We start from the raw sequence: 11,604 nt of genomic DNA on the forward strand, positions 1-11,604 counted from the left end.
CGAGCACGGCTTACTAATTACACCTTCGCCAAGATCGCATTGAACGTTGCGCTCGGGCGCAGCGCGGCATCGGCTTTCGCGAGGTCGGGCTTGTAGTAGCCGCCGACTTCGACGGGGTTGCCTTGCACGGCGAGGAGTTCGGCGACGATCTTGCTTTCGTTGGCGGTGAGCTCTTCGGCGATGGGCTTGAAGTGGGCCTGGAGTTCGGCGTCGGCGGTCTGGGCGGCGAGGGCCTGGGCCCAGTAGAGGGCGAGGTAGAAGTGGCTGCCGCGGTTGTCGATGGTACCGAGCTTGCGGCCGGGGCTGCGGTCGTTTTCGAGGAACTTGCCGGTGGCGGCATCGAGGGTTTCTGCCAGCACCTTGGCCTTGGGCAGGCTGAAGTTTTCGGCGATGTGCTCAAAGCTCGGGGCCAGTGCGAAGAACTCGCCGAGGCTGTCCCAGCGGAGGTAGTTTTCTTCGAGGAACTGCTGCACGTGCTTCGGCGCGGAGCCGCCGGCGCCGGTTTCAAACAGACCGCCCCCGTTCATGAGCGGAACGATGGAGAGCATCTTGGCGGAAGTGCCCACTTCGAGGATGGGGAAAAGGTCGGTGTTGTAGTCGCGCAGCACGTTGCCGGTGACGGAGATGGTGTCTTCCCCTTTGACGATGCGCTCGAGCGAGAAGGTGCAGGCTTCGGCGGGCGTCATGATGCGGATGTCGAGACCGCTGGTGTCGTGATCCTTGAGATACTTCTCCACCTTGGCGATGATCTGGGCGTCATGGGCGCGGGCCTTGTCGAGCCAGAAGATGGCGGGGGTGCCGGAGGCGCGGGCGCGTTTGACGGCGAGCTTCACCCAGTCCTGGATAGGAGCGTCCTTGGTCTGGCAGGCGCGCCAGATGTCGCCAGCTTCAACGGCGTGCTCTAGGAGCACGGCACCTGAGCTGTCGGTGACGCGCACGGTGCCATCAGCAGGGACTTCAAAGGTCTTGTTGTGGCTGCCGTATTCTTCGGCGGCCTGGGCCATGAGGCCCACGTTGGGCACGCTGCCCATGGTCTTGGGGTCGAGCGCTCCGTTCTTCTTGCAGAAGTCGATCACGGCCTGGTACACACCGGCGTAGCAGCTGTCGGGAATGACGGCCAGGGTGTCCTGCTCCTTGCCCGCGGCGTTCCACATCTTGCCACCGCCGCGGATCATCGCAGGCATGGAGGCATCGACGATGACGTCGCTCGGCACATGGAGATTGGTGATGCCTTTGTCGCTGTTTACCATAGCCAGCGCCGGGCCGTTGGCGTAGGCGGCCTGGATGTCGGCTTCAATTTCGGCCTTCTTGTCCGCTGGCAGCTTGGAGAGCTTCGCGACGAGATCGCCGAAACCGTTGTTCAGATCGACACCGATTTCAGCGAGCACGGCGCTGTGCTTGGCGAGGAGGTCCTTGAAGAACACGCGCACGGCGTGGCCGAAGATGATGGGATCGCTCACCTTCATCATGGTGGCCTTCATGTGCAGGGAGAAGAGCACACCGTCCGCCTTCGCCTTGGCGATCTGGCTTTCGATGAAAGCGACGAGCGCCTTCTTGCTCATGAGCGTGGCGTCGAGGATTTCGCCGGCCTTGAGCGGGGTTTTGTCCTTCAGCACCTTGGTGGTGCCGTCCTTGCCGATGAACTCGATCTTCACGTCGGTGGCGGCAGGCACGCAGACGGATTTTTCGTTCGAGAAGAAGTCGTCCTTGCCCATGGTGCCCACGCTGGTCTTGGAATCAGCGCTCCACTTGCCCATCGAGTGAGGGTGCGCCCGGGCGTAGTCTTTCACGGCCTTCGGCGCGCGGCGGTCGGAGTTGCCCTCGCGCAGCACAGGATTCACGGCGCTGCCCATGACCTTGGCGTAGCGGGCCTTGATGTCTTTCTCGGCGTCGGTCTGCGGATTCTCTGGGAGATTCGGCACGGCGTAGCCTTTGCTCTGCAGCTCGGCGATGGCGGCCTTGAGCTGTGGCTGGGAAGCGGAGACGTTCGGCAGCTTGATGATGTTCGTGGTGGGCTCCTGGCAGAGCTTGCCGAGGTAGGCGAGGTCATCGGGCTGCTTCTGTGCGTCCGTCAGGAAATCGGGGAAGTTTGCCAGGATGCGGCCTGCCAGGGAGATGTCGCGCGTTTCGACCGTGATACCGGCGGGCTTCGTGAAGGCCTGCACGATGGGCAGGAACGAAAAGGTGGCCAGCAGGGGGGCTTCGTCGGTCAGGGTATAAATGATCTTCGCGGACATGATTTAGAAGGGGAGAATTGAGAGCGGCAGAGCTAAACGAGACCACGCTCCGGCGCAATCCCAAGGTGCGTCGCGGCGCACTGAAAACAAGAGAAGCGGACCCGTTTGGGGCCCGCTTCTCCGCAGATGTTGCCTAGGCGATGCGCCGACTCAGCACGCTGGCGCTGGCTGGCCCGTGAGCAGGGCGTCCATTTTGTCCATGCAGGTGTTCCAGCCCTGGCTGTGATTGCCTCTGCTTTCGGCTGATGGGAAGCCGCTTTGGGTGAGGCGCAGCTCGGTTTGATCCCCGCTGGCGATGAACTCCACGGACACGACCGATTCGCAGCCTGCCCATTCCTCATCGCCTTCATATGTCCAGGTGAAAACCACCTTGGCCGGCGGCGTGATCTCACGATAGACGCCCGTGACAATGAAGGTCTCGCCGCTTTCCGGGGAATGGGTGACGAGGCGGTAGCTGCCGCCAACGCGGAAGTCCGTGGTGCAGGTGGTGGTTTTGCCGCCGCAGCCAAACCATTGGTCCATATATTGGGGGGTGGTGAAGGCGGCAAACACGCGCTCGCGCGGGGCTTTGAACAGGCGTGTGAGGTTGAGGGTGTCGGATTCGGTGGTGGTCATGGGTGTGGAATGGCGGTGTGGCGCCATTAGTTAACCAAAAGGTTAACAATGCAAGGGCGATTTTCTGGCAAGTTTGACCGCCCACATTCCACTCACCGCAAGACTCTGCGGATCGCCGGCACCAGCAGCTCCGCGACGAGCTGCTGTCCGAGGTCATTCGGGTGCATGCCGTCCAGCAGCATCCCCTCAATGGTGGTCTGGTGCTTGGCTGCGAATTCCGGGTAGGCCGCGCGGACATCCACCAGCGGCACTTTCAGCTCTGTGGCGAGCTTGCGCAGGGCTTCGTTGTAACCTGCGAGCGTGGCGGAATCGAAGCCATCTTCCGCAGCGGGATTGTAGGGCGGTTTGCCATACAGCTCGCGGAGCTTGGAGGTCCAGCGCAGCGGATTGGTGGTCATGAGGATGACCTTGGCCTTCGCCTCCTGGGCGGCGGCGATCATGCGGCGCAGATTGCTGAGGTATTCGGCCAGCGGCACGCGAGGCTCAGTGGCGGGCGGGTTCTTCCACACATCCATGGCTGAGTCATTGATGCCGAACTGCATCACGACAATGCGTGGCTGGTACTTCAGCACATCGGTTTGCAGACGCTTGAGCGCATCACGCGTGGTGTTGCCGGGGATGCCAGCATTGTGCACGCCGAGCGAGGAGCCGATGCTTTGCAGCATGGTCTCCACCCGCGTGGCATACACCTTCAGGCTGCCGCGCGGCGCGGTGGTGGAGTCGCCAAACATGACGATGCCGCCCGGTTTCGGCTCCGCCTTGGGCGGCGGGACAAAGACCGGGATCTCGCCTGCGCCGAGATCTGCTGTGTTGATTTTCATGCGCAGGCCGCCCTGCATCGTGGTGATCCACAGCTCTCCGGGCTTGCGTTCGTAAAGGTAGGGATAGGACACGCGGCCACCCGGCACGTAATTCGCCGCCACGATGACGGGTTTGGACCATGTGGCCGTTTCATCGTCCGAAAAGGCGAGCGACAGTTCCACCCGGCTGGAGCCGCTCTTCGGATCATGCCGCGGCGGTGCATTCCACAGCAGCGCGATGCGTCCGTCGCTCAAACGCGCCATCTGCGGGCAGCAGGTGACGGAGGCGATCTTCGTCTGCTTCAGCCCCTCCCATTTCAAACCATCGCGCGAAGTCGCCTCCCACAGAAACCCGGACTCCGTACGCAGCAGCAGGTAGAGCGAGCCGTCTTTGCGCTCAATGACCGTGCCTTCGAGGGAGCCCGCGTGATCGTGCGTACCGACGCCGTAGTCGAGCATGTCGCCGCGCTGCCAGCTTTTGCCGAGATCATCCGAAGCCCACATCACCGTGGCATGCCGCCACTGCGGGATGATCTCCTGCCCCACGAGCACGATGCGGCCCGACTTCATCTGGATCATCGAATGAATGCAGCCGCACCATGGCGTGCTGAGCAGCACGGGTTTTTCCCAGGTTTTGCCATCATCGGTGCTGCGGCAGGAGTACGTCGGCAGCACAAAGGCGTGCCAGTCCACGCCCGGCTCGCCCCAGTGCCAGCCTTTGGGCTCCTTGCGCTCCGCACCGTTCATCCAGGCGGAGATGATGACACCTTCGCGGGTGCGCAGCAGCGCGCGCTCGTTGCTGACGTTGAACTTCGCCGGTTCGGCAAACAACGGCGTGGTGCTCCAAGTGCGGCCTTCATCCGTACTGCGCAGCGCGTTCTTGGCATCAATGCACATCACGCCGCCGTCTGCCGTGGTGACAAACGGCCCCTGATGAGTGAAGGGCAGCGCCGCCGCCTTGGGATGAAGCTTGGGTGAGTCAGCGGCAAAGGCAGTGGCGGTGATGCCGAGGAGCAGCGTGAGGAGTCTCATGGTGGTTCATTTCTACGCGTTAAAACAGGAGCTTGTACTCATGGCGCTCTGGTTCTGTAAGCAGACCAGCACGGGCAGCGCTGGCAGGAGTGACCATCGTACCTTTCCTCACGCGATCACATTCTCACCGCGATTCTCCTTCTGCTGCAGCGTCACAGGCCAGCCGGGGAACTGATTGCCCGGCTGGCCGTCTTTCACATCGATGAGAAAGCGGAAGGACTCGATGAAGTAAGTCTTCTTCACTGTGTCGAAGGTGATGAAGCCGAAGCCGCTGCCTTTCTCATGTGCCTTCTCGTAGCGGTTTGCCGCCTGGCCGACCACGGGGTTGCCCACGGCGTAGACGTAGGCCTTGTTGCCGAGGCCGTCGATGAACTCGCCTGTGTCCGGCAGGCCATGCTTGGGCCGGTTTTCATGCGGCATCTTGAGCTCATCCGGCCGCCACCAGCGGGGATAACCGGCGGAAATGGCAGGCGTGCAGAAGGACCAGCTGCTGTCGCGCTGCTTTTCCACGCCGTACTGCGTCAGGGTGGTGAGATGCTGGTCGCCATTGATGTGCAGCGCCATGGAGGGGCGCATGATTTCCACCGCACGATTGCGCGGCGTCTGCGGCCAGCCGCCAGAATCGAGATCGGCCTTCAGGTAACCATCCGGCCCGCCATGATGCGTGGCCACATTCGCAAACACCGTCTGGCTGAGCATGGCCTTCAGCGTGTGCCCGCGCCAGTCCTGCGCCCACTTTTTGAGGAACTCCTCCTGCCGTTCGCCGAGCAGCACGAGGCCGGGTTTGTCGAGCGTGGAGGTGTCAAAGTTCGGATCGGGCACATGGTCGGCACGTGCGCCGCCGGTTTGCACATGCTCCGGCCCGCTCTTCCACTGGCGGTCAGCGATGATCGCGAAGCTCACGCCGCCATAGACCATGTCGCCATAATACACGCTGATGTCCTGCTGCACCGGCTTGGGATCATACGCATCCGGATGATGCGCCACATTCGTCTTGTGCACCGCATTGACCATGCGCGCGGGTTCGATGTAGCCGCCCTTTGAGGAGGCGCCCGTATCGCCCACGTCCATCTTCTTGCCGCCCTCGCCCCAGATGTTGCCCTGCAAGACATCATGATCATCCGGCAGGCACAGGGTGGGTGCATTGCGCATCACTTCGCGGAAGGCCCAGCCGTGCTGGTAAAACTTGCGCAGGTAGTTCAGGATCGCGGGTTCAGCGGGTTCACGGATGATGCCAAAGCCGCCGTGGTTCTCATAGATCTGGTCGCCGGAGAAGAAGACGAGATCAGGATCGAGCTTGAGCAGATTCTCCGCCACAGGCGCATAGGGGAAGCCGTAGTCGTTCTGGCAGGTGAGTGCGGCCATGCGCAGCGGGCGGCCTTCAGGGTTGGCCTTGATGGTGCCGGTCCACTCGTGCGGCGTCTCGCTGCCGTCCGTATGCTTTTCGCGATACACCAGCTTGTACGGCGTCGCCTGCTTCTCATTCCATTTGGGAATGCGGAAGGTCGCCACCCATGCATCAGGATCCAGCTTCGCCTCGCCAAGTGATTTCCATTTGCCGCCCTGTTGCACCTGCAATTCGACCACCTGACTGTCCTTCGCACCCATGGGACCTGTGAGCGCGCTGAGCTTCATCACAAAGCCCTCGTTCGTGCGTGAGTCGCTCAGCGAGTACATTGACCACAGCAGCGGTCCAAACTGGTTGCCCGGCGTCACGGTGAAGGCGCTGCCTGCCATGGTCCAGTTTTGAAACCGGTAGCGTCCTCCTCCTGCTGCACCCGCCTTGCCCTTGTTTTTCTTTGCCCCCGCCACAGCGCCGGCGGCGAAGTTGTTGGCGATCGAAACATTGCCGAGAATCTCCTCTGCACCGAAGGGGTGCGAGATCGTCCCCAGCTCCACGCCGGAGTCTGCGTTATGCGCCGTGAGTGTCAGCACGCACTTGTCTCCTTCAGTCGCGCCCTTGAGCGTCAGCCGCAGCTGTTTCAAAGCATTGCCGTCTTTGAGCTGAACGGTCTTTGGTCCCAGCACCAGTTGATCGCCCTGCCACCCGGCATTGATGCCCTTCTGCACAAAGCAGTTGCTGCGGTATTCGTTGATTTCACTGCGCAGGCCAATGCGGAAGCCCGCGCCGCCGTCGGCTTTGCCGATCTCCAGACGGGTCAGCGTCACGCTCATCGTGAAATTACCGCCTTGCGTCAGTTGATGCGTCAGTGAATGCACGCTGCGGCCACCGCCCATGCTTAGGCACTCCGCACCGCCTTCGCTCACGCGCCAGTCTTCCATGGGATTCGCCCAGAATTCACCGCCGAGAAATACGCGGTCATGCGTTTTGGCCCAGGCATCCGTTGGTGCGTCGGGTTTGGCCGGAGCGGCAGGTGCGTTGTCACGGGAACCAAGCCCCATGAGTGTGCCTGCTGTCATCAGCTTGAGTCCAGTGCGTCGGGAGATGTTCCGTTTCATGAGCCCGATGCAACGATGACGAAGGGGCCCGCCCATCATCAAATTTGGTTTTTATGAGGGCGGACAGACCCAATAATGATCGAGTGCGTGTTGAATGTGAGGGCGATCAAATTCCTCGTCGGGGTCGTTCAAGAGAAAGAGCAGGAAGCTCCGCACACTAAGTCGCTGCTCAGGTGACAGGAGATCGAATTTGGTATGATCGACTACAGCTGCATGGGCCAGATGAAATGTCATGCCCATGCGATCGCCGCCCTGCAGATTCAAAATAAGAAAGGCAGGCAGATGAAACCGCATTCCTTCAGCATCGAAGAAGCTTAGACTGCTATGGCAGCGATTCAGCTCCTCGGCGGTGATGCGCCTCCAGTCTTCTTTTTCATCCTTTTCTCGATAGGCAGCACAAGTCACCTCATCTGCATAATCATCCAGACCCTGGGCCTGAAGCAGGCCGACACCTGAGCCGAGCGTCACTCCATGGAATGCCGTTTCAATGACCTCGCATAGTTTCAGCGCCTCCTTGCCCCGTTCCATCTGCTGCACTGCCAGCCTGCTCGTTTCGGCTTCATAGCCTCGCGTCTTCATTTCAGCGATCTCTGCGGCTGTCGGATAATTCATGAGCCCGATGCAACGTGAGTCACGATCCACACTCATCAGCGAATTTTGACTTTTTCCTCAACTGCCTGCCGGAGCCTCAGAGGCGACGCGTCGATAGATTTCCTTCGCCGCCTCATACGCGCGTTTGGCGTCTTCCCGCTCTGCCGGGGCGATGTTTTTCTCCCGCACGCGCCAGAGCTGCTCAATGCAGCCGAGGCACCACTGCGCACTGCGGCGTGAGGCGCGGATGGGTTGTTCTGCGACTAAGACGTTCACCGGGTTCGTGTGAAGCTGTGGAAACTGCCGCACCGCCACCCAGCTGCTGCGGGGGATGTCGGCGCTGAAGGTGATCTCATGAATCTGATCATCTGCAGGCACCTCGCGCATGGCCACGGGCTGACCATTGACGATGAGCTCCACCTTGCGTTTGCCGCCGGCATAGGGCTGCGCTGCGGTGACATCATGATAGTTCACCGTGTCACCGGTCAGACGTGCACCTGCGACGGGTGTCGCGCCGCCGTAGGCGATCTCCAGCGGTGTCTCAGAACTGAACGCCACTTTGACGCTGACCTTCACGCGTCCCGGCTGCGCGAGCTTCACTTCACCGCCTGCGGTTTGTCCCTCGACCGCAAAGTTCAATGCGTGGGCGTAGCCATCGCTCACATAGGTGTCGCGACCGTGAGCCATGGCCTCGCACCACTTCGTGAAATCAATGCGGTCGGTCTTGCCGAGCTGAACATACGTGCGGCCCTGGCCCACGCGGGTGCCGCTCATGCAGGGGAAGTCGGTTTCGCCGGCGGCTTTGAGGGGAAAGCCGCAGTTCATGAGGTGGTACCAGGTGTTCCACTCCAGCAGGCGTGCTGTGTCCATCGCGCTGATGAAATCACACACGCCATGCGCGGTGGTGACGAAGATCTCATGGCCGCCCGCGTCGGGAATCGCGACATTCGGCAGGAGATCCAGCACGCGCTCATGGCTGCTGATGAGTTCGGCTTCGTTGAGTCCGCCATCGTGGTCGGCATCGATTTTATCAAACGGCTCCGGCAGCAGCGCGTTCTGCGCTTCGGCTGCCGTGAGCCGCGCATCCTTGCTGGCATCGTAGAGATCGAGCAGGCGCTTCGCCGCTGTGGCGGAGTTCACCTGCATGCCACTGCCAGAGTGCGGGTAGCCGGTGAAACCGCCCTGCTGCTTGGTCCAGCGCAGCGCGGGCAGGGTCCAGGTGGGCCAGCCTTTGATGCCATCGGCACCAGGATACACCAGCTCCCTCAGGTTCAGCAGACACACATGGCCCAGCGCCGCCGAGCCAAAGCCGCTCACTTCCATGTCATATTTCATCTGCGTCAGCGGCTCGCTGAAGAGATCGACCTTCGGGCCGAAGAACTGGCGCTGATAGTCGAAGCAGTAGCCCCAGGCGAGCACGCAGCCGACATTCAACCCCTCGCCCTTCACCTGCTGAAACATGTGCTCCGGCCGCATGCCTTCGGAAGGCGAGGTGTAGTGCGCACAGCCCGCCGCGTGGATGTGATGATCGCCGCTGTAATAACCGAAGTCCGCCGCATGGATCCAGCGCGCAAGCTTCACGGGAAGCGTGGTCTCCTTCGCTGAAGGGATCATCACCTTTGTCTTCACCGTGCGGTATTCCGGGCCTCGTGAGGCCTCCATCGTGAATTCTCCCGGTGGTAGCAGGACGCTGCCGCCGCTGGGGCGGTACAGGTGTTTTTGGAAAAAGAAATCCGGCGCAAGACGACGTGCCTGCGGCGGAAAGACCTGCCCCTGCGCATTGGTGAAGGTCAGGCGTGCTGTGGTGTCACTGCCGTCGAAGTCCTTAATGTCGAGCTTCACCGTCACTGCCGGTGAGACCTGAAACAGGACCGGGACCTCCGCGCGGAAGCCGAGATCCTGCGTTCCCTGGCCGATGTCGAATACGAGTGTGGCCTCGCGTTTGCCCGCCTCGCTCGAATAGACAAGTGCGATGGCGTATTCGACTTCCAGACCGCTGAGGTTTGCGGTCATCGGCGGTGAATCGTACACACTCACTTCCAGAAAGCGGTCGGCACCCTGCGTGTTCTCATTCTCCCGCAGATGCGTCTGCCGCTCGCGTTCCATGGTGCCCTTGGCCACGCCAGCGTAGGAGGGCCCGGCCTGCGGGCTGCCGATCTGCAGGCGCGCCACGCTGGTGGCGTGGTTGATCACCTTGATCAGCACAGGCGTGTAGCCTGCCTGCTGCACCTGCGCGGTGGCCGGGCCGCGCTGCGCCTTCACGCGTGATTCGGGGCTGATGTCCACCACGCACAGCACCTGCGGATCCAGCGCAGACTGCACGCCTGAGCCATCACGCGCCGTGATGGCGGTCTGCAGTTTCGTGCGCATTTCGTCCGCGAACGGCCTGCCGAGAAAATCCAGCGCCTGAACGACCCGCTGCGCATTCGCCGCCAGCGGCTGGCCTTCCACTTCGATCACTGGCAGCGACTCAGCGTAGGCTGCGAGGGAAAGCGTCACAAAAAGGGCGCAGAATTTGTTCATGACCTCTATACGTCACGAACACCCGCATCTTGGATCACGGGCCAAATTGCACAGGCGTGCTCACCATCGCATCGCGTTCATCGCTGACGGTGATGAACCAGGTGTTCGCCTCGGCGGGCGGTTTGAGGGCGGTGATGGTGCCGTCCTTGATCGTGGCGGGGACAGATTTCCATTCGCGCTTGGAGCGCAGGCCGGTGTCGGTGGTGTAGTTGAGCTCGGCTTTCTTGAGAGGCACTTTGCTCTCGCAGGTGACGGTGACGTTCTCACCAGACACGCTTGGTGCGCCCGGATTGGGCAGGGCATCACCGCCACGGCATTTTGAATCGATGAACAGTGCGATCTCCTTCGGAGCCCAGCCAGGAGGATGTCCATGCGGCATCTTGATCTGGATACGGATGTGCTTCTCGCCGGGGACGGCGTTGTAGCTCTTCATGTAGCTGTCGAGCACGTAGTGGACGTCGTTGGTGCCATTCACAAAGAGGATGGGCACATGGCAGCGTGGCAGCAGGCTGCCGGGATCGTATTCCTTCACCCACAGCGCGCGGTGCTCGGGGTCCAGCTTGTCGATGCTGGGCTTTTGCACGGACTCGCCTTCATGCAGGAAGCCGCAGCCATAGACGGGCACGGCGGCTTTGAAGCGATCATCCAACGAAGCCACGAGGCAGGTCGTGTACCCACCCCAGCTGATGCCAGTCACAGCGGTGTGCTCCGCATCCACTTCGGGAAAACTGCGCAGCAGGGTGTGCGCGCGCATCACGCTCGCGGCGGCGTGGAAGGGCCAGTCGTCGCTGGTGTCAGGGGTGATGATGCTGTCGAATTTTTCGGGATGACCGTGCATCGGGCCACCATTCGGCAGGCGTGTGCGCACACCGCGGTGACCGTTGCCAATCGCCATGCCGGTCTTGGGATCAAACTCGGGCTCAGGTGGGCGCGAGCCGCTCAAATCCATCGCGATGGCTGCGTAGCCGCGTTTGGCCCACAGGTGCACCCAGTCGGCAAAGGCCGTGCCGCCACCGCCGTGAATGAGCACCACGCCGGGGAACTTGGTGCCGGGTTTCACCTTCTCTCCCAAGGTGATCGGTGAGGCGTAAAACGCGAAGACCTCGGTGTCATGGCCCTGGTACTTCTCGCCCGCATAGGTCAGCGAATGAATCGGCTGATCCTGCCGCACCCACTTCATGGCGGGCACGTTGTTTTTGAGGGCATCAAGATCCCAGGGGCCGACTTTTTCGGCATGGAGTGATGTGGCGAGACAAACAGCGGCGGTGAAAAGAGAAAACCTCATGGCGGAAGATCAAACGCTCCCGCCAAGTCAATTCAGCATCTTTTTTCTACCGCTTCGGCAC

7 protein-coding genes are annotated in these 11,604 nt (G+C 61.5%); all 7 read right to left on the bottom strand.

Annotated features, from left to right (window positions below; translation table 11 throughout):
- Positions 1-17: 17 nt before the first annotated feature.
- The gene (locus AC24GY_RS21040; protein ID WP_487686855.1) at positions 18-2,237 is read right to left on the bottom strand and encodes an NADP-dependent isocitrate dehydrogenase; all 2,220 of its coding nucleotides are present in this window, start codon (positions 2,235-2,237) and stop codon (positions 18-20) included.
- Positions 2,238-2,387: 150 nt separating this feature from the next.
- Positions 2,388-2,852, bottom strand: coding sequence for an SRPBCC family protein (locus AC24GY_RS21045; RefSeq protein ID WP_487686858.1), 465 nt, complete (start codon positions 2,850-2,852; stop codon positions 2,388-2,390).
- A gap of 92 nt (positions 2,853-2,944) precedes the next feature.
- Positions 2,945-4,684 (bottom strand): GDSL-type esterase/lipase family protein, encoded by a 1,740-nt coding sequence (locus tag AC24GY_RS21050; RefSeq protein ID WP_487686861.1) that lies wholly within the window; start codon positions 4,682-4,684, stop codon positions 2,945-2,947.
- Positions 4,685-4,792: 108 nt separating this feature from the next.
- Complete coding sequence (locus tag AC24GY_RS21055; RefSeq protein ID WP_487686862.1) at positions 4,793-7,144, bottom strand: alkaline phosphatase D family protein; 2,352 nt, start codon at positions 7,142-7,144, stop codon at positions 4,793-4,795.
- A 51-nt stretch (positions 7,145-7,195) separates the two neighbouring features.
- Positions 7,196-7,756, bottom strand: a complete 561-nt coding sequence (locus AC24GY_RS21060; RefSeq protein WP_422319999.1) for a DUF6714 family protein — start codon at positions 7,754-7,756, stop codon at positions 7,196-7,198.
- Positions 7,757-7,813: 57 nt separating this feature from the next.
- Positions 7,814-10,258: a CehA/McbA family metallohydrolase gene (locus tag AC24GY_RS21065; RefSeq protein ID WP_487686865.1), complete on the bottom strand. Its 2,445-nt coding sequence runs from the start codon at positions 10,256-10,258 to the stop codon at positions 7,814-7,816.
- Between the two features lie 34 nt (positions 10,259-10,292).
- Complete coding sequence (locus AC24GY_RS21070; RefSeq protein ID WP_487686867.1) at positions 10,293-11,543, bottom strand: alpha/beta hydrolase family protein; 1,251 nt, start codon at positions 11,541-11,543, stop codon at positions 10,293-10,295.
- Positions 11,544-11,604: the final 61 nt, after the last annotated feature.

Source organism: Prosthecobacter sp. Pr1 (genome assembly GCF_057652315.1).

Coding starts and splice junctions, on each gene's coding strand:
- AC24GY_RS21055 (WP_487686862.1), bottom strand. CDS start 7,144: ATGAAACGGAACATCTCCCGACGCACTGGACTCAAGCTGATGACAGCA.
- AC24GY_RS21070 (WP_487686867.1), bottom strand. CDS start 11,543: ATGAGGTTTTCTCTTTTCACCGCCGCTGTTTGTCTCGCCACATCACTC.
- AC24GY_RS21050 (WP_487686861.1), bottom strand. CDS start 4,684: ATGAGACTCCTCACGCTGCTCCTCGGCATCACCGCCACTGCCTTTGCC.
- AC24GY_RS21065 (WP_487686865.1), bottom strand. CDS start 10,258: ATGAACAAATTCTGCGCCCTTTTTGTGACGCTTTCCCTCGCAGCCTAC.
- AC24GY_RS21040 (WP_487686855.1), bottom strand. CDS start 2,237: ATGTCCGCGAAGATCATTTATACCCTGACCGACGAAGCCCCCCTGCTG.
- AC24GY_RS21045 (WP_487686858.1), bottom strand. CDS start 2,852: ATGACCACCACCGAATCCGACACCCTCAACCTCACACGCCTGTTCAAA.
- AC24GY_RS21060 (WP_422319999.1), bottom strand. CDS start 7,756: ATGAATTATCCGACAGCCGCAGAGATCGCTGAAATGAAGACGCGAGGC.